Source organism: Streptomyces sp. JLYT201 (assembly GCF_059448825.1).
In genome coordinates this window covers 6,460,754-6,476,679 of the sequence record NZ_CM182551.1, presented here as the reverse complement: position 1 = coordinate 6,476,679, position 15,926 = coordinate 6,460,754, and the positions used below count along the sequence as shown (strand labels likewise).

23 protein-coding genes and 1 pseudogene are annotated in these 15,926 nt (G+C 71.8%); 19 read left to right on the top strand and 5 right to left on the bottom strand.

What is annotated here, in order from left to right; genetic code table 11:
- Positions 1-561: 561 nt before the first annotated feature.
- A complete protein-coding gene (gene holA / locus AC5WAM_RS27375) occupies positions 562-1,548 on the bottom strand; it encodes a DNA polymerase III subunit delta (protein ID WP_366790517.1) in 987 nt (328 codons plus the stop codon).
- A 90-nt stretch (positions 1,549-1,638) separates the two neighbouring features.
- Between holA and AC5WAM_RS27370 the strand changes: the two genes are divergently transcribed.
- Positions 1,639-1,884, top strand: a complete 246-nt coding sequence (locus AC5WAM_RS27370) for a hypothetical protein (RefSeq protein ID WP_138959682.1) — start codon at positions 1,639-1,641, stop codon at positions 1,882-1,884.
- Positions 1,885-1,887: 3 nt separating this feature from the next.
- Here the strand turns inward: AC5WAM_RS27370 and AC5WAM_RS27365 are convergent, their stop codons facing one another.
- Both AC5WAM_RS27365 and AC5WAM_RS27360 read right to left on the bottom strand, forming a co-directional pair.
- A complete protein-coding gene (locus AC5WAM_RS27365) occupies positions 1,888-2,790 on the bottom strand; it encodes a YceI family protein (protein WP_495519132.1) in 903 nt (300 codons plus the stop codon).
- Positions 2,791-2,993: 203 nt separating this feature from the next.
- Positions 2,994-4,682: pseudogene (locus AC5WAM_RS27360) on the bottom strand (ComEC/Rec2 family competence protein); the annotation flags it as partial.
- Positions 4,683-4,719: 37 nt separating this feature from the next.
- On the opposite strand from AC5WAM_RS27360, the gene AC5WAM_RS27355 reads away from it, so the two are divergent.
- A complete protein-coding gene (locus tag AC5WAM_RS27355; RefSeq protein WP_495519131.1) occupies positions 4,720-6,291 on the top strand; it encodes a recombinase family protein in 1,572 nt (523 codons plus the stop codon).
- Here AC5WAM_RS27355 and AC5WAM_RS27350 read toward each other — a convergent pair.
- Positions 6,218-6,736, bottom strand: a complete 519-nt coding sequence (locus AC5WAM_RS27350; protein WP_495519130.1) for a hypothetical protein — start codon at positions 6,734-6,736, stop codon at positions 6,218-6,220. The genes AC5WAM_RS27355 and AC5WAM_RS27350 overlap by 74 nt on opposite strands.
- A gap of 40 nt (positions 6,737-6,776) precedes the next feature.
- Positions 6,777-7,223 (bottom strand): helix-turn-helix domain-containing protein, encoded by a 447-nt coding sequence (locus tag AC5WAM_RS27345; protein ID WP_495519129.1) that lies wholly within the window; start codon positions 7,221-7,223, stop codon positions 6,777-6,779.
- Positions 7,224-7,459: 236 nt separating this feature from the next.
- On the opposite strand from AC5WAM_RS27345, the gene AC5WAM_RS27340 reads away from it, so the two are divergent.
- From AC5WAM_RS27340 to AC5WAM_RS27260, 17 genes are all read left to right on the top strand, one after another.
- Positions 7,460-7,684 carry a helix-turn-helix domain-containing protein gene (locus AC5WAM_RS27340; protein WP_495519128.1) on the top strand — a complete coding sequence of 75 codons (225 nt, stop codon included), beginning with the start codon at positions 7,460-7,462 and terminating at the stop codon, positions 7,682-7,684.
- The gene (locus AC5WAM_RS27335; protein WP_495519127.1) at positions 7,681-7,875 is read left to right on the top strand and encodes a hypothetical protein; all 195 of its coding nucleotides are present in this window, start codon (positions 7,681-7,683) and stop codon (positions 7,873-7,875) included. The genes AC5WAM_RS27340 and AC5WAM_RS27335 overlap by 4 nt, the downstream gene beginning before the upstream one ends.
- Positions 7,876-7,970: 95 nt before the next feature.
- Positions 7,971-8,381, top strand: coding sequence for a DUF6197 family protein (locus tag AC5WAM_RS27330; protein WP_495519126.1), 411 nt, complete (start codon positions 7,971-7,973; stop codon positions 8,379-8,381).
- Positions 8,378-9,172: a hypothetical protein gene (locus AC5WAM_RS27325; protein WP_495519125.1), complete on the top strand. Its 795-nt coding sequence runs from the start codon at positions 8,378-8,380 to the stop codon at positions 9,170-9,172. The genes AC5WAM_RS27330 and AC5WAM_RS27325 overlap by 4 nt, the downstream gene beginning before the upstream one ends.
- The gene (locus tag AC5WAM_RS27320; RefSeq protein ID WP_495519124.1) at positions 9,169-9,390 is read left to right on the top strand and encodes a hypothetical protein; all 222 of its coding nucleotides are present in this window, start codon (positions 9,169-9,171) and stop codon (positions 9,388-9,390) included. Before AC5WAM_RS27325 ends, AC5WAM_RS27320 begins: the two co-directional genes overlap by 4 nt.
- Positions 9,387-9,773, top strand: a complete 387-nt coding sequence (locus AC5WAM_RS27315; protein ID WP_495519123.1) for a hypothetical protein — start codon at positions 9,387-9,389, stop codon at positions 9,771-9,773. Before AC5WAM_RS27320 ends, AC5WAM_RS27315 begins: the two co-directional genes overlap by 4 nt.
- Complete coding sequence (locus AC5WAM_RS27310) at positions 9,770-10,531, top strand: hypothetical protein (protein WP_495519122.1); 762 nt, start codon at positions 9,770-9,772, stop codon at positions 10,529-10,531. The genes AC5WAM_RS27315 and AC5WAM_RS27310 overlap by 4 nt, the downstream gene beginning before the upstream one ends.
- Positions 10,528-10,776 carry a hypothetical protein gene (locus tag AC5WAM_RS27305; RefSeq protein WP_495519121.1) on the top strand — a complete coding sequence of 83 codons (249 nt, stop codon included), beginning with the start codon at positions 10,528-10,530 and terminating at the stop codon, positions 10,774-10,776. Before AC5WAM_RS27310 ends, AC5WAM_RS27305 begins: the two co-directional genes overlap by 4 nt.
- Complete coding sequence (locus AC5WAM_RS27300; protein WP_495519120.1) at positions 10,773-11,039, top strand: hypothetical protein; 267 nt, start codon at positions 10,773-10,775, stop codon at positions 11,037-11,039. The genes AC5WAM_RS27305 and AC5WAM_RS27300 overlap by 4 nt, the downstream gene beginning before the upstream one ends.
- Positions 11,036-11,272, top strand: a complete 237-nt coding sequence (locus AC5WAM_RS27295) for a hypothetical protein (RefSeq protein ID WP_138964266.1) — start codon at positions 11,036-11,038, stop codon at positions 11,270-11,272. Before AC5WAM_RS27300 ends, AC5WAM_RS27295 begins: the two co-directional genes overlap by 4 nt.
- Positions 11,269-12,306, top strand: a complete 1,038-nt coding sequence (locus AC5WAM_RS27290; protein WP_495519119.1) for a YqaJ viral recombinase family nuclease — start codon at positions 11,269-11,271, stop codon at positions 12,304-12,306. Before AC5WAM_RS27295 ends, AC5WAM_RS27290 begins: the two co-directional genes overlap by 4 nt.
- Positions 12,306-13,076, top strand: a complete 771-nt coding sequence (locus AC5WAM_RS27285; RefSeq protein ID WP_495519118.1) for an ERF family protein — start codon at positions 12,306-12,308, stop codon at positions 13,074-13,076. The genes AC5WAM_RS27290 and AC5WAM_RS27285 overlap by 1 nt, the downstream gene beginning before the upstream one ends.
- Positions 13,073-13,810, top strand: a complete 738-nt coding sequence (locus AC5WAM_RS27280; protein WP_495519117.1) for a 3'-5' exonuclease — start codon at positions 13,073-13,075, stop codon at positions 13,808-13,810. The genes AC5WAM_RS27285 and AC5WAM_RS27280 overlap by 4 nt, the downstream gene beginning before the upstream one ends.
- The gene (locus AC5WAM_RS27275) at positions 13,807-14,100 is read left to right on the top strand and encodes a hypothetical protein (protein WP_495519116.1); all 294 of its coding nucleotides are present in this window, start codon (positions 13,807-13,809) and stop codon (positions 14,098-14,100) included. The genes AC5WAM_RS27280 and AC5WAM_RS27275 overlap by 4 nt, the downstream gene beginning before the upstream one ends.
- Positions 14,097-14,732 carry a hypothetical protein gene (locus tag AC5WAM_RS27270; protein ID WP_495519115.1) on the top strand — a complete coding sequence of 212 codons (636 nt, stop codon included), beginning with the start codon at positions 14,097-14,099 and terminating at the stop codon, positions 14,730-14,732. Before AC5WAM_RS27275 ends, AC5WAM_RS27270 begins: the two co-directional genes overlap by 4 nt.
- Positions 14,729-15,412, top strand: coding sequence for a WhiB family transcriptional regulator (locus AC5WAM_RS27265; protein WP_495519114.1), 684 nt, complete (start codon positions 14,729-14,731; stop codon positions 15,410-15,412). Before AC5WAM_RS27270 ends, AC5WAM_RS27265 begins: the two co-directional genes overlap by 4 nt.
- Before the next feature lie 190 nt (positions 15,413-15,602).
- Entirely contained in the window at positions 15,603-15,917 is a 315-nt protein-coding gene (locus tag AC5WAM_RS27260; protein ID WP_495519113.1) for a hypothetical protein, read from the top strand.
- Positions 15,918-15,926 lie beyond the last annotated feature (9 nt).

The window sequence follows — 15,926 nt, the reverse complement described above, 5'->3', positions numbered from 1 at the left end:
CGGTGTTCCGGCGGAGCCGGGGCTTGGGGGCTGGGAGGCCTGGCTGGTCTCTGAGCCTTGGGATCGGGGACTGGGGGCCGGGACTGGGGCCGGAGCTGCGGCCGGGGCTTGGGGCGGAGCCCCCGGATTCGGGAAGGGGCGGGATTGGGGAAGAAGAATCCCGCCGCGACGGCGAGCAACCAGGCCGAATGGGACCGGCGGTGCCGAACAGCCCGCACGGGGGCCTACGGGAGGGGGCACGTGCCCGGACGTGGGCCGGGCCCTGAGCGGGCGTGGCCAGGGGGCGCAAGGGCTCTGCGGGCTGGGGCGGCCGGGGCCTGCGTGGGCCGGCTCAGGACTGGGTCAGGCCCGGCCCGGGAGGAGCCGGTGCGCGGGGCCCCGAGGCCGGGGCAGGCCCGGGAGGGGCCAGTGCCGGGGCTCGGGGCCGGGTCAGGCCCAAGGTGGGGCCAGTGCCGGGGGCTCGGGACCGGGTCAGGCCCAAGGTGGGGCCAGTGCCGGGGGCTCGGAACCGGGTCAGGCCCAAGGTGGGGCCAGTGTCGAGGGCTCGGGGCCGGGGCCGGGTCAGGCGCGGCGGGGGCGGGCTGCGCGGGCTACGGCGACGACCGCCTTCTCCAGGGCGTACTCGGGATCATCCCCCCCGCCCTTCACCCCCGCATCGGCCTCCGCGACAGCGGCAAGCGCCACCGCCACCCCGTCGGGAGACCACCCCCGCATCTGCTGCCGCACCCGGTCGATCTTCCAGGGCGGCATCCCCAGCTCCCGCGCCAGGTCGGCGGGCCGCCCGCCCCGGGCGGAGGACAGCTTCCCGATGGCCCGCACGCCCTGCGCGAGCGCGCTCGTGATCAGCACGGGCGCGACCCCGGTGGCGAGCGACCACCGCAACGCCTCCAGCGCCTCGGCGGCCCGCCCCTCCACGGCCCGGTCGGCCACGGTGAAGCTGGAGGCCTCGGCCCGCCCGGTGTAGTACCGCCCGACGACCGCCTCGTCGATGGTCCCCTCGACGTCCGCGACCAGCTGCGCCGCGGCAGAGGCGAGCTCCCGCAGATCACTGCCGATCGCGTCCACCAGGGCCTGGCAGGCCTCCGGCGTCGCCGAGCGCCCGAGCGTACGGAATTCTCCCCGCACGAACGCGAGCCGGTCCGCGGGCTTGGTCATCTTGGGGCAGGCGACCTCCCGCGCCCCGGCCTTGCGGGCCGCGTCGAGCAACCCCTTGCCCTTGGCACCGCCCGCGTGCAGGAGCACGAGGGTGATCTCCTCCACGGGCGCGCCGAAGTACCCCTTCACATCCTTGATCGTGTCCGCCGACAGGTCCTGCGCGCTGCGCACGACCACGACCTTGCGCTCGGCGAACAGCGACGGGCTGGTCAGCTCCGCGAGCGTCCCCGGCGCCAGCTGGTCGGGGGTGAGGTCCCGCACATCGGTGTCGGCGTCCGCGGCGCGGGCCGCGGCGACGACCTCCTGCACGGCACGGTCGAGCAGCAGGTCCTCCTGCCCCACGGCTACCGTGACGGGGGCGAGCGGGTCGTCTTGTGCGTTCTTCCTGGCCATCGCCGTCAAGCATCCCACGCGCCACCGACAGCCGGGGGCGCCGCCGGGACCACGTCCGGGCCCCGGCCGCCCGTGGGCGAGAATGGCCAGGTGACCGACGTACGACATGTCCTGGTGCTGCCCGACCGCGACGCGGCGGAAGAAGTCGCCGAAGAGCTCCCCGACCGCTTCGGCGTGGCCGAGGAGCCCCAGCTCGTACGCGACGCGCTGGCGGGCGAGGACGACGCCGAGGACGCCCAGTGGCTGGTCGTCGTCGAGGACCCCGAGCGGCGCCTTGACCCGACGGCGCTCGACGGCCTCGCCGCGGAGTACGAGGGCTGGCTGGAAGCCCCCTGAGGCCTACGCCGCGGCCGCGGCGGCGACGCTCTTCGGCACGACCTGGATGTCCAGCTCGATGGTGATGCTGGCGCCGACCGCGGCGATGCCCCGGGCGAGCATGGTCTGCCAGGTGATCGTGAAGTCGTCGCGGTGCAGCTCGGTCGTCGCGCGGCAGGCCGCCCGGGTCTCGCCCTGGATGCCCTGGCCGACGCCCAGGTACTCGGCGTCGAGCGTCACCGTCCGCGTCACGCCGTGCAGCGACAGCGCGCCGGTGATCGCCCAGCGGTTGCCGCCCTTGTGCACGAAGCGGTCGCTGTAGAACTCCATCGTCGGGTACCGCTCGACGTCCAGGAAGTCACCGGACCGCAGGTGGTCGTCGCGCATCTTGACGGCCGTGTCGATGGACGCGGCGTCGATCACCACGTGCATCGCGGACTCCTCCATCCGCTCGGCGAGACGGATCGCCCCCGCGAACGTGTTGAACCGCCCGTGGATGCGCGCGAGCCCGATGTGCCGCGCCGTGAACCCGATGGTGGAGTGCATCGGGTCGATGTCCCAGTCCCCCGAGTCCGGGAGCGTCGGCAGCTGCGCCACCTGGAGCGTCACGTCGCCCATCGACGCGTGCGCGCCCTCGGCGACCGTGACGTTCGCCCGGTACGGCGTGAACCCTTCCGCCGACACCGCGAGCCGGTACTCCCCCGCGGGAACCGCCGTCACGAACGACCCGAACGGGTCCGTCCCACCGCTGACGACCTTGCGCCCCATGGTGTCGGTGACGGACAGCTCCGCGTGCTGCACCGACTCGTTCACGGGGTCGAGCACCCGGCAGCTGAGCACCCCGGCACCTGGCGGGACCGCCACCGCCGACAGCGGGCCGGAACGCCCTCCTCGGCTCCAACGATTTCCCAGCCAACGGCCGAACACTGCGACGCACCTCCGCGGGCCTTGACAACACTTATAACGAAGAGGCATTCGATCACCGTTGCGGCTTTCGATGCAAACGCGCCCACTTCAGCAAGAACATTGCAGAAACAGAAGAACTGCTCCGACTGTCCGGCTGACCCGAATTGATCTCTCCCCCTCGGCACCCCTTCGACACCGCCTCAGGACCGGCCCTCGACACCGCCTCAGGACCGGCGCGTGACCACCCCCAGCTCCGCCTCCTCTCCCCCGCCCGCGACCCCGGCGGCCCCTCCGCCCCTCTCCCCGGGCCCGCCGCCCGCCCGCCCCCCGACCACCGCGATGGCACCGTCCACGTCGGTCCGCACCACCATCGCCCCCATCCCGCGCAGCGCGGCCACCGTGCGGGGCGAGGGGTGTCCGTAGGAGTTGTCCGCCCCGCAGGAGATCAGCGCCAGCCGCGGCCCAGCCCGCCGCAGGAGCTCCGGATCCTGATACGCCGACCCGTGGTGAGCGACCTTCAGGACGTCCACACGCGGCAGCGCCGCCCCCTCCGGGGTGCGCAACAGGGCTCGCTGTGCGGGCGGTTCGAGGTCGCCGAGCAGGAGCAGGGTGAGGCCCCGGGTGCGCACCAGGATCGTGACGCTGGCGTCATTCGCCCCCTCCGGGTCCGGCGCCGGGCGCGGCGCGGGCCAGAGCACCCGCCAGTCGAGCTCCCCCGTGCGCCGCCGCTCCCCGGCCTCGGCCCGCGTCACCGGCACCCCTCGCGCGGCCGCCTGTGCCCGCACGAACGCCACCTGCCCCGGCGGCTCCCCGAACCCCGTCGTCTGGATCGCCCCCACCGAACGCCCCCTCAGCACCCCGGGCAGCCCCGCCACATGGTCCGCGTGGAAGTGCGTGAGCAGCACCAGGGGCACCCGTGTGATGCCGAGCGACCGCAGGCAGCGGTCCACGAGCATCGGGTCGGGCCCCGTGTCGACGACCACCCCGGCGCCGGGCCCCGCCGCGAGGACGGTCGCGTCCCCCTGCCCCACATCGCACATCACCAGGCGCCACCGGGGCGGCGGCCAACCCGCGATGACCCGGGTGAGCGGCGGCGGCTGGACGACCACGGCGAGCAGCAGCAGCGCGCACGCCGCGCACGCCCACGGGTGCCGCACGAGCCGCCTGCCGACCAGGACGAGCACCCCAGTGACGGCGGCGAGCAGCAGCGCGCCGCGCCAACTGCCCGGCCAGTCCACCCCGTTCCCGGGCAGTGCCGCCCCCGCCCGCGCGATGCCCGCGATCCACTCGGTCGGCCAACTCGCGCCCCACGCAAGAGCCTTGGCCACCGGCATCGCCACCGGCGCCACCGCGAGCGCGGCGAACCCGAGCACCGTGGCGGGCGCCACCGCGAACTCCGCAAGCAGATTGCACGGCACCGCCACCAGGCTCACCCGCGCCGCGAGGACCGCCACCACCGGCGCGCACACCGCCTGCGCCGCCGCGGCGGCCGCCAGCGCCTCGGCGAGCCGCCCCGGCACCCCGTGCCGCCGAAGCCCGGCGCTCCACCTCGGCGCGAGCGTCAGCAACGCCCCCGTGGCGAGCACGGACAGCAGGAAGCCATAGCTCCGCGACAACCACGGGTCGTAGAGGACGAGCACCAGGACCACGGCGGCGAGCGCCGGGATCAGCGATCTGCGCCGCCCCGTGCCGAGGGCGAGCAGCACCACCAGACCGCACGCCGCCGCCCGCACCACACTCGGCTCAGGCCTGCACACCAGCACGAAGCCGAGCGTCAGCACGCCCCCGAGCAGCGCCGTCGCCCGCAACGGAAGGCCCAACCGTGGTGCCAGGCCGCGCCGTTCGGCCCGGTGGGCCGTCCCCGGCGGGCCGATGAGCAGCGCCAGGACGATCGTGAGGTTGGCCCCACTCAACCTATGCAAGACAGATGAGTAGGACTACCGTCCTGCCATGCCGCTCGCACCCGAGTACCTCCACCTCGTGCACAAGGGCCCTTTCCCCGCCCTCCTCTACGGGCGCGCCAGCCGCGACCCCAAGAAGAAGGGGACGAGTGTCGCCGCGCAGATCGAGTCCGGACGCGACCTCTGCGACACCCACGGCTGGCCGGTCGTCGAGGTGTTCGACCAAGACGTCGACCGCTCCGCTTCCCGGCACGCTCGCAAGCAGCGCAAGGACTTCGAGGCCCTCCTCGCCGCGATCGAGGCCGGGAGAGGCCGCATCGTCGTCGCCTGGGAGGCATCCAGGTACTACCGCGACATCGAGGCCTACATCCGCCTCCGCAACGCCTGCATGAACGCGGGGGTCTTCCTCTGCTACAACGGCCAGGTCTACGACCTGTCCAAGCGCGAGGACCGCAAAGCCACCGCCCAAGACGCCATCGCGGCCGAGGACGAGGCTGAAGGAATCCGTGACCGCGTCCTGCGGACGACCCGCTCTCAGGCGAAGAAGGGCGCCCCTCACGGTCGCATCCCGTGGGGGTACGCCCGTCGGTACGACCCCGACACTGGTGATCTCATCGAGCAGTACGTCCACAAGGAGCGCGGGCCAATCGTCGTCGACATCTTCAACCGCGTGGCTGCCGGCGACAGCGCGTATTCGATCCTCAAGGACTTGCGGGCTTCGGGAGATCGCACGCCTGGGTACCGGTGGGAGTACTACCACCTCTCGGGGATACTCCGGAACCCGGCGTACGCAGGTCTGCGGGTGCACCAGGGCGAGGTTCTTGGCGAAGCGACGTGGGCGCCGATCTCGAACGGGGACGACGATGAGGAGTTCATCAAGGTGTATCACGCCGTACAGGCGATCCTTGGGGCCCCCGAGCGGGCGCGGACTCATGATTCCAGGGTCAAGCACGTGTTGTCGTTCCTGGGTACGTGCGGCGAGTGCAGCGAGGCTCCGTACCTGAAGGTTCTCAAGGCCCGGGGGCACCTGTGGTACCAGTGCGGCGAGCGCTACGACACGGTGATGCGGAAGGCGAAACTGGAGGCCTACGTCGAGGAGGCGGTACTCACGTGGCTCGGTTCGAAGGCAGCTCGCGCGTTCTTCCAGTCCGTCGACCACGAGAAAGCGGCGGAGCGGGCGCGCGCTCGGAAGGCTGCGCTGGAGCTACAACTCCAGGAGGCCCGGGAGAACGCCTCCTCTTTCAAGGAGGACGGCGTGACGCCGGTGCTGTCGGTCGCCTCCTTGGCCGCACTGGAGAGCCGTCTGCTCCCCTTGATCGACGAAGCCGAGAGCGAGGCGGATGTTCCCACTGGGGCTCCGCCTGTAGTTCAGGCTTTGCTGAGCCGGGAGGATCGCGCTGAGGCATGGTCCGAGGAGATGACCATTGAGCAGAGGCGGACCGTCCTGCGGGCCGTGGTGAACATCCAGTTGTTCAAAGCGCGGGCCCGCGGTGTGCGGGCGATCGAGCCCGGTCGTATCCGGTTGACGTTTGTTAACGAGCCCGGCTTCAAGGCACGACGGTCTGGCCGGGGCGCTGGTGCTCGGGAAGACGATTCTGCGGCTGCCTCGGGAAGCGAATGAGGTTGTTCTGAGCTTGAGGTTCGGCCAGTTCGCCACTGCGAGCCGCGCGGAACCCCTGCTCAAAGCTCTGGCAAATCAGAGTGGATCGGTTCTCTTCGAACTCGTCTGCGAGCGAGCGTCGTTCGGTATCGAGCCGTGCGACCATCTGCTGACGCTCGGCTGCGGCGTCGCGGTTCAACCTCGCCTGTTCCGCTTCGAGTGCCGCCTGGGCTGCGATGTAGCGGGTGCATTCGTCTTGCGCCCGTCTGGTGGCGTCCGCGAGGCTTCGCCGCTCATCTCTGGTGTCGGTGACCCAGCGGTGAAGAAAGACCAACGCGATCGCCATCAGCGAGGTCAAGCTGAGGCACGTGCCACCGAGTGTGTGTGCCAGGTCGCCGCGCAGGGCGCCGTAGATGGCCACCGACAGGCCGACCGACAGGGTTACAGCAGTGCCTGCCGTAGCCATGGCCAGTGCTCCGTGCATTTGCCCCATGTGCACCCCCGCATCACATCTGTGCTGCTGCACCCCCGCTGTCACTCTCGGGGGCGTCATCTTCAAGACGCTTGAGGCGCTCGATGGTTGCGTAGAGCATTTGGCGCCCCACTTCGTCACGGATTCCGAGCCGATCGGCCGCTTCCTCCGGAGTGAAGGTAGAGCGTACCTGCGATCGATCTGTTTCGGACAGTGACTGGAGCGATTCGGGTGACAGAACGCCTCCTTGCACGAGGAGGTCACCCAGGTCTACGCCTACCAGTTCGGCGATCTTGGCGTAGAAGCGCGGCTCGGGAAGGGTCTTTCCAAGCCAAAGTCGACTGACGCTGCTCTCGGCCATGCCGGTGTCTCGGGCGAAACGGGCCTTGGCGCCGAAGCCTTGGTATCCGGCGCGCTCGGCGGCCGGCACTACGACGGCGGCGAACTGCTGCGCGCGTGTGGGGGTGCGGGCGTTCGTCATGTTCCGGAACTCTACCTCCCTACCTAGGGAGTAAGCCAGACTCGCCCTCCCTAGCAAGGGTCACTCGTCGGCCAGGAATCTGCATATGCGCAGGTGGAAGCGCTTCAATCGGCAGAGCCTTGCCGAAATTCACCCTCCCTACCCTGCAAGCACCCTTGCGCGGGAGGGAGACTCGTGCCAGAGTCTTGCTCGTGAGCAAGGAATCCCCTGCTACCAGCAACGGGAGGAGTGAGCACGTGTTCCGCCTGGACGTCAGCAAGCTGCTGGAGATCGCCTCGAAGGCCAAGGACACCACCGGCTACGCCATCTCCCGCCGCACCGGTATCTCCGAGTCATCCGTCTACCGAATTCTCAGCGGCGAGGCACAGCCCGACCTGAACTCCGCGATGCGCATCTCCGAGACGTACGGCATTGATCTGCGCAGCGTCATGAAGCGCGTCCCGATCGAGGCCGCGGCGTGACCCCGGGAGAGCGCCTCGCGCTACTCGGCCCCGACGTCATCGCTCAGATCCATGAGCGCGTCGCCGCCGCCCCTGACCCGGATCCCGAGGTCATCGACTGGCTCCGCCCCATCCTGGCGGGCCCGACAGCCCGGGTCCTGGCAAGGAAGGCCCGGAAGGCGGCCAGCGCCGCCGACACCGACGCCGCCTGAATTTCACCCCGCGCGCCGCAGGGGCCGCCCGACTTCCCGGCCCGGCGACCCCCACGACTACGGCGCCTCCAACCCACAGAAAGCAAGAGGTCACCGTGACCACACACCTTAGCGATCGACCGCCCACCAGCGGACTCGCTGCCGACCCTCAGACCTTCCGCGCCGCTGCGCGCATCCTCGCCACGAACACGCTGCACCAAGGCGACTTCGTCGAGGACCCCTTCGACCGGCGCCTGACGACGCCGCACGCGATGCGGCCGATGTCGATCGTGGCGTCGCTGAACTACGTGACGACCGCGGACCCGCACCGGCCGTCGGATGAGTCCCGCCGGGCGGTCGCGTTCCTCGCGCACCGGCTGCTCGTGCGCGGTGAGGAGCCGTACGCCACGGACGAGATGGCGCTCGCGTTCCACGTGGACGAGTGGGGCGACGCCGAGGGCCGTACGACGGAGTCGGCGGTGGCGGTGCTGGAGTCGGCCGCGGATGCCTGCGAGGTGGCGGCATGAGCGCCCCGTCGTCGCATGACCCGGTCGCGGTGACGACCCGGGATCACGTGTCGTGGCTGCGTCATGCGGTCACGGTGGACGGCCGCGCTCTGTACGCGGTGGCTGGTGCGGTGCCGGGTGTTCCGGAGTGCGTGCTGGCGTCGCTGGCGGATCTGGCTGAGCTCGGGATCATCGGGTCGGCGGATGTGCTGCCGGTGCCGGTGGGCCCGGGTTCGGAGGTCGCGGCGGTCGAGTACGGCATCCGCATGCCGGACGGTGACGTGCTGTGCGACGGCACGCTGACCGACCGAGCCGAGCAGGAGGCCCGTCTCCGCCGGTATCGGGACTGCTGGCCTGAGGCCGTGCTCGTGCAGAGGGCCGTGGCGTACGGGGCCTGGGAGAGCGTGGCGGGCTCGTCGGTGGAAGAGGCGGCTGCCCGGCGTTCCGTGGACGCCATGTTCCCGGTGGTCGCCGCGTTCCTCGCGGAGGGCGCGCCGACGCAGGCCGTCAGCGAGGACGAGCCCGCCGAAGCGCCGCCGTTGACGGTGTTCCGGGCGTCGCACGAGTCGATCGTGATGGGCCTGTACACCACCCGTGAGGCCGCACAGGCCCACTGCGAGGCCAAGGTCCGGCAGGAGGAGCCCGCCGGTTCTATCCGGCACCTGAGCTGGTGGACCGACGATGTCCGCGATCAGGCCGAATACGAGTTGGAAGTCACCCCAGCCGAGATCGGTGCGCTGATCCGCGGCACCGGCTACGTCGTGACGCCGCTGGAGGTCGCCTCCGCGTACGACGAGGAGGCCGACGAATGATCGCCGAGTCCCCGTCCGAGATCGCTGGCGCAATCTGCCTGGCCACCAGCGTGTTCGCCGCGTCGATCGCGCCGTGGCTGCTGCTCGTCGACGCCGAGCACCTGACGCCCGCCTGGCTGCGCGCGGCCGTGCTGGTCGCGTACGTGCACCTCGTGCTGACGGCCGCCGCGGTGCTGTTCCTCCTCTCCCTCTCCGCTCCGAAGGGAGCCACCCGATGAACCGCATCCGCCTCATCTGGCACCGCCTCTTCCGCCGCCCGGCCGTCACCGGCCCGTTCCGGCTGTACGTCCGCCGCCTCCCGTCGGGCGCGACGCTGGACGTCGAGCACTACCTCACGTCCGTGATCACCACGATCGTGGACAACCCGGACCTGATGGATCTCCTGGTGGAGATCGAGGAGGACCGCCGCAACGCCGACGCCCACCGGCATGACGGGTGGGAGCCGGAGGACCTCCTCGTCGAGAAGCTGACGACCGCGATCGGCTTCGAACTGCCGCTGTACGGGCCCGCGGTGGCGCAGCTGGCGGACCGGCTGCAGGCGGTGGCCCCGGCCCCGGCCGTGGTGGTCCCGGCGCCGCGCGAGGGTGGTGCTGCCGCATGAGCGAGTCCGTCATGACGCCGGACGTCGCCATCGCGCGACTGCGGCAGTACCAGGAGCGCACGGCGCCGACGTGGTCGACCGCCTCGTACGGCGGCTCGTCGTCGGAGGCCACGCTCGCGGAGATCGGGCGGGTGCTGGCCGCCGAGGTCGAGCGGCTGCGCGAGCGGAGCGCTATTCCGGAGATGCTGCCCACCGCGGACGTCGTCGCCTGGCTGGTCAAGAAGGCACGCGAGGAGCGCGCGGGCAGCACTCACGAGGACAAGGTCCGGGCCGACGCGATCAGTGTGCTGGCGTCGAAGGCCAAGCGCGGCGCCATTCGGCCGGACAACCTGCTGATGCTGCCCGAGACGGCCCTGCCCGAGCCGCTGATCGTGTCCCGCTTCGACGTGGCCATCGAGCCCGCGCCCGAAGAGGAGCCCGTGCTCACCATCGGCGCGGTCGCCGAGGACGGGCGCCCCGTCGCCCTGTTGCTGGACGTCGAGACCCGCACGAAGGTCGCCCGCTGGCTTGCCCCCGGCGACACGGGCTCGTCTCGCGAGCGGCGCCTGGAGCAGCTCCTCGACACGATCCGCACCCACGGCGGCCGGTGGACCACTGCCCGCGTGCAGGACGTGCGACGCCGCCTCGGTACCGACCCGAAGCGCAGCACCTGCGCTCACGACCTGGCCGAGCTCGCCCGCCGGGGTCACCTCACCGTGCATGGGCCGGAGTCCGGCCGCTTCTACCTCCTCGCCACCAGGAAGGACGGCCGCTCATGACCGGGCCCGAGCACTATCGCGAGGCCGAACGTCGCCTGCTCAGGGGGTGGGAGGACGACAGCACCCCCGAGCGATCCGCGCGCCTCGTCGCCGAGGCGCAGGTTCACGCGACGCTCGCTCTCGCCGCCGCCACCGCCATGGGCGCCCCCATCGACGGCGAGGAGACCAGCGGCCTCCCACACCGCGACGCCGAGGCTTGGTTCGACGTGGCGGGCGTGCAGTCCCCGAAGGAGGACCGCCGATGAGCCGCCTCGTTCATCGGCCGCGCGTGAACCACGCCGCCGTCGCCGCCCGCGCCCGCCAGGCCCCCGGCCACTGGCAGCTGGTCGGCGAGTACCGGTCCCGGCAGTCCGCCGAGGGCACCGCCCACGACATCCGGATCGGCGGCCGGGCCAAGCTGCGCACGTCGCTGCCCTACCTGCCGGTCGGTGCGTTCGAGACCAATCTGCGGCTCACGGAGTACGGGTGCCTGGTCCTCGTGCGGTACCTGGGAGGTGGCGCGCGATGACGCCACGCGATGACGCCGAGCGGGTGCTCGGGCAGATCGAGCGCGGTGAGGTTCTCGCCGGTGCGGCTGGGGCCCGGGCGATCGCCGCCCGCCACGAGGCCGCGTACGGCCGCGCGGTGTGGCCGACCACCATGCTCCGCCCGCCCGCGCCCGTGGCGCTACGGCATCAGGAGCACTGCGACCCGCGGGTGTCGACCGGCTGCTCGTGCCAGCCGCTGCGAGGTGCCGCATGACGACGACCGTGCGCGCCGGGGCCACCGCGGCCTCGGCGCCCGGCCGGAAGGTCACCCCGACCGGCCGCCTCATCCTCCCCGCCGACGCCGACCGCGCCGACTGGCTCACCGCCCGCCGCTCCGGCATCGGCTCCTCCGACGTCCCCGCCATCCTCGGCGTTGTCAAGGAACGCACCCCCCTGCACGTCTACCACGACAAGCACGACCAACTCCCCGATGACGCAGGCGAGGCCGCCTACTGGGGCACCGTCCACGAAGAGCCCGTCGCCCGTCACTGGGCGATGCGCAACCGCTCCGTGATCCGCCGCGTCGGCCTCGTCGCGCACGAGGCCAACCCGTGGATGCTCACCACGCTGGACCGGCGCGTCACCGAGTGCCCGCTCACCGAGGACCGCACCCCGTGCGCCCTCGAAGTGAAGACCCGCTCGGCGTTCAAGTCCGCGCAGTGGCACGCCGGGCCACCGGACGACGTTCTCGCACAGATGCTGTGGCAGATCGCGGTCAACGGCTACGAGCACATGCACTACGCCGTCCTCATCGGCGGCAACGAGTACCACCAGGGCACCGTGCGCGCCGACCAGCACACCGACGTGACGGCGGACGTCGTCACCGCGTGCGAGCGCTTCTGGTTCGGCCAGGTCCGGGCCGCGCAGCCGCCCGAGCCGGTCGGTGACGGCGAGGTCCTCGTCGACCTGTACCGGCGCATGCACCCCGACCGCGCCGGAACCGTCGACATCGACCGGCACATCGACGCCATCGACGCGCTCACGGACTACGAGCACGCGCGGCTCGCCGAGCGCGACGCGAAGAAGCACAAGGACGCCGCGAAGGCCCGGCTCCTGGCCGCCCTCGGCGGGGCCCGCGAGGCCCACGTCAACGGCGAGCGCGCCTTCTCGATGGAGCCGACCAACGGCCGCCCGGCCATCGACCTCGAACTCCTCGCCGAGCGCTGGCCGGACGCCTACGCGGCCTGCGTGACGGCCAAGCCGGGCGAGCGCCTGGCCATCGCCAAGAACTTCAAGGGGGACTCCTGATGGGACTGCGCGAGAACGCAGCCGCAGCCGCGGGCCGCACTTCGGCCACCGACGAACAGCCGGACACCACCTATGATCCCGGCCCGTACGAGGAGCCGGACGTCAGCGACGCCGACCTCACCGGCGACCCGGACAAGGTCGACGCCATCACCGCCTGGCTGCGCGTCATGGGCGACGTCCGGGTCGTGCGCAAGGCGCAGCGCTTCGAGGGCGGCAGTGCCGGGCGTTTCAACTTCCGTGGCGTGGACGCCGTCTACAACGCCTTCGGGCCGATCTGCCGTAAGCACGGGGTCGCCGTCTTCCCCGTGAAGACCACGGCGGAGTACCGGGACATCACCACCGCCAAGGGCGGCAAGATGCGCGAGTGCACCGCCTCGGTGACCTACCGCGTGTACGGCCCCAGCGGCGACTTCATCGAGACCCAGACCATGGGCGAGGCCACCGACACCGGCAGCCGCTCCACGCCGAAGGCGCAGTCGGTCGCGCTGCGGACGCTGATGCTGACCGGCGGCATGGTCCCGACCGAGGACCGTGACCCGGACGCCGACGCCACGGTGCGCGGCAACGAGGCACCGGCCCGGTCTGCGGAGTCGTACCGCGACGAGATCCTCGACAAGAAGACGTCGCCCGGCCGTCTCCAGCAGATCGGCTACGAGCTGGGGAACCTGCGGATGCTCGGCCGAAAGGTGCAGAACGAGACCGGCGACTGGGAGACCCTCGACGATCTCGGGCGCCGGATCTATGGCGAGCGGACCGGGGGTGGCGCGTGAGCCCCTGGTACACCGGCCGTCTGTGCGGCTTCGACCTGGAGACCACCGGCGTCGACGTCGAGACCGACCGCATCGTCACCGCCTGCGTCGTCCAGTGCGGCGCCGGACACCCCACCCAGTCCGCAACCTGGATCGCCGACCCCGGCGTCGAGATCCCCGAGGAAGCCGCGAAGGTCCACGGGATCACCACCGAGCAGGCCCGCGCCGAGGGGCGCCCCGCGGCCGAGGTCGTCGAGCAGGTCGTCGCCGCGCTCGCCGAGGTCGTCCTCGCCGGGACCCCGGTCGTCGCGATGAACGCGAGCTTCGATCTGACGATGCTCGACCGTGAGGCGCGCCGCCACGGCGTGCAGCCGCTCGTCGACACTGTCGGCGACGACCTGCGCGTCATCGATCCCCGCGTTCTGGACAAGAAGATCGATCGGTACCGGCGCGGCGGTCGGAAGCTCGAAGATCTCTGCCGCACCTACCAGGTCCGGCTCGACGGCGCGCACTCGGCGGACGCCGACGCGATCGCCGCGTGCCGGGTCGCCTGGCGCATCGGGCAGAAAGAGCCGTCGATCGGCTCGGCGTCGCTCGACTTCCTGCACGAGAAGCAGATCGAGTGGGCGCGCGAGCAGGCCGAGGGCCTCGCGGACTACTTCCGGCGCACGCCCGGCAAGGAGCACCAGGCCGACACCGTGCGCACCGAGTGGCCGCTCATCCCGGCCCCGCGCCAGGCAGGTGAGAACTCATGACCAGCCCTCTAAGAGTCCTACGCCAGGTCTTCCGCCCGAACGGCCGGCACCGGCCACACGTAGTCCTGCTCCCCGACGACCCGGTCATCGCGGCCGACGGCCCGATCACGTACGGCCTGCTCGACGAGGCCGAGCTGGAGCTGCTCCTCGACCAGGACGAAGTCGTCGCCAACGAGTCCGCGCCCTGCCCGGCCGAGCAGCGCATCACGTTCCACGCCATGCGCCGTGACGGGTCCCGCCGCTGCTGGACGTGCCAGGCCGAGACACCGCCTCCTGGGGGTGCGTCATGATGCTGCCTCTGGCCAGCTCTGAGGCTCCGGCCGCCCCCGCGGCGGCCGGGCCCCGGCCCACCACCAGCGTCCCCAAGGTGATCGGCCTCGACGTCGCGATGGGCATCACCGGCATCGCGGGCGAGGGCTGGACCGACTACGTCCGCGCGCGCGGCCAGTCCCAGCACTCCCGCTTCGAGCAGCAACTCGCCGGTATCGCCGACCACACCCGCCACGCCGCACTCGTCGTCATCGAAGGCGCCGCCTACGGCCACAACAACCAGGGCGCCGACGCCCTCGCCGCGATGCGGTGGATGGTCCGCCACGCCCTGTGGAAGCGCCGCATCCCCTACGCCGTCGTCACCCCGGGCCAGCGCATGATCTACGCGGTCGGCACCGCGGCGCCCACCGACCCGGAGACCGGGAAGCGGCTGAAAGGCACGGGCCTCAAGGCGATCCTGCGGCAGGCCGTGGCCGACACGTACGGCATCACCACCGAAGGGCCCGCGCGGTACGACGAGGCCGACGCCTACGTCCTGATGGCGATGGGCCTGCACTGGCTCGGCTACCCGCTCGCTGTCGTCGCCGACGACCGGCGCCGCGCCCTCGACTCGGTGCGGTGGCCCGACCGCGAGGCGGTGACCACGCGATGAGCTACACCAACTCCGTCCCTGACACGGAATCCGCCCACGAGTGGCCGACCAAGGCAGCTTGCCGCGCCAAGAACATCGACCCCGACTGGATGTTCCCGGACAAGAACGCCGCCGCCATCGCCCGCGCCAAATCAGTCTGCCGCCCCTGCCCTGTCTGGCGCGAATGCCTCATCGACGCCTTCAACACCGACGACAACCAATGGGGCGTCCGCGGCGGGCTCACCGACACAGAACGCCGCGCCCTGGCCAAGCAGCACGGCCACCAGCCCAGCGCCATCAAGCCTCCAAAGCCGAAGCCCCAGAGGCAGCCGCCGCCACGAACCCTGGCAGAGGCGTTCGCCCGCCGCACCGCCCGCACCAAGGACGGCCACGTCCTGTGGTACGGCGCCAAGCAGCTGAAGTTCCAGGGCGCCAAGTACACCTCCCTGCGCGCCGCGTTCCTCCTCGGCCATGGCCGTGAGCCGGTGGGGCCCGTACGCCGTACCTGCGGCAAGGAGTGCCATCGCGCCGACCACCTCACAGACGGGATGCTCCGCGACGAGGGTGCACTGTGCGGAACCCGGGCGGGCTACCAGCGGCACAAGAAGCACGGTGAGGTGGCCTGTGCCGCGTGCCGCCGGGCGAACACGGACGCGGACAACCGGCTGCGCCGCACGGGCACTTCGAAGGCCGCGGCATGAGGGGCTCCAGGCAGGTTCGCACCTGCGGCCACTGGATCGGGCCCGAGCGCCGCCGGTGCCAGGCTGCGGACGGCGTCCGCCGGTACCTCACCGGCTGGCGCTGCCCCGCCCACACCCCTGCCGCCCTTGCCCGGCGCCCCGAACCACAGCCCGGGCCCGGGCGCCTCGCCAGCACGACAGCGGACGCGTGATGGCCGCCCGTGCGAGGGGCGGCGGCCCCCACACCTGCCCCTCGTGCGGCGTCCCCGTCCTCCGCCAGCTCGTCGGCGACCGCGCCGCCCTCACCGTCACCGCCGACCTCACCCCCCTCACCCCGGCCGAGCAGCAGGCCTTACGCGGCCCCAACCGGCTCATCTGGTGCCTACGCACCACCAGCCTCGGCGCCCGCCAACTCACCTGGCTCGGCTCCACCCACCCGCCCAACTGCCCCCACCCACACGTCACAGAACACCGCTGCACGGCCCCACCCGTCCGGCCCGCACCCGAGCCCGACACCCTGTTCTGAGGAGCCCCA